Source organism: Alienimonas sp. DA493, assembly GCF_043951915.1.
Taxonomy (GTDB): Bacteria; Planctomycetota; Planctomycetia; order Planctomycetales; family Planctomycetaceae; genus Alienimonas.
In genome coordinates this window covers 1-538 of record NZ_JBINJD010000368.1, presented here as the reverse complement: position 1 = coordinate 538, position 538 = coordinate 1, and the positions used below count along the sequence as shown (strand labels likewise).

The following is a 538-nucleotide window of genomic DNA, read 5'->3' as shown; positions in this document are numbered from 1 at the left end:
GGCTGCCTGCGGGACCACGGCCGGGGGACGATCGTGGGCCGCACGACCTACGGCAAATGGAGCGTGCAGAGCATCGTCGATCTGGGCGACGCCCCGCGGTCGGCCGGCCGGGGCGGCTGGGCGGCGCTGGAGCGGGGCGGCCGCGGCAGCGGCCTGAAGCTGACGACGGCCCGGTTCTACTCCCCCCGCGGCCGCAACTACGCGGGGCTGGGCCTTTCCCCGGACGTGCCGACCCCCGAGCACGCCGACGCCCCCGGGGAGTTCGACGCCGGCGCCGGCGCCCGGCCGGACGCGGCCGCGGGGCCGACGGGCACGCCGGACGACCTGTTCGCCGCCGCCGACCCGACCGCCGGGATCCGCGGCGACCGCAGCAGCGCCTACCGCCCGAGCCGCGCGGCCCGCGGCGCCGACGGCCCCCGCGTCCCCCAAACCAGCCTGCCGCTGCACGAGCAACCGGACGTCCAAGCCGCCCTCCGCCTCCTGCGGCGCCGGTGAGCCGGGCGGGCCTCACGCCTCGGCAGCCCGAGGCGCGAGCCGA

At 80.1% G+C, this 538-nt stretch carries 1 protein-coding gene; it reads left to right on the top strand.

The window, feature by feature from the left end:
• A partial coding sequence (locus ACG2DA_RS23060) for a S41 family peptidase (protein WP_395259064.1) occupies positions 1–495 on the top strand: 495 nt, incomplete at its 5' end.
• Between the last annotated feature and the right edge of the window lie 43 nt (positions 496–538).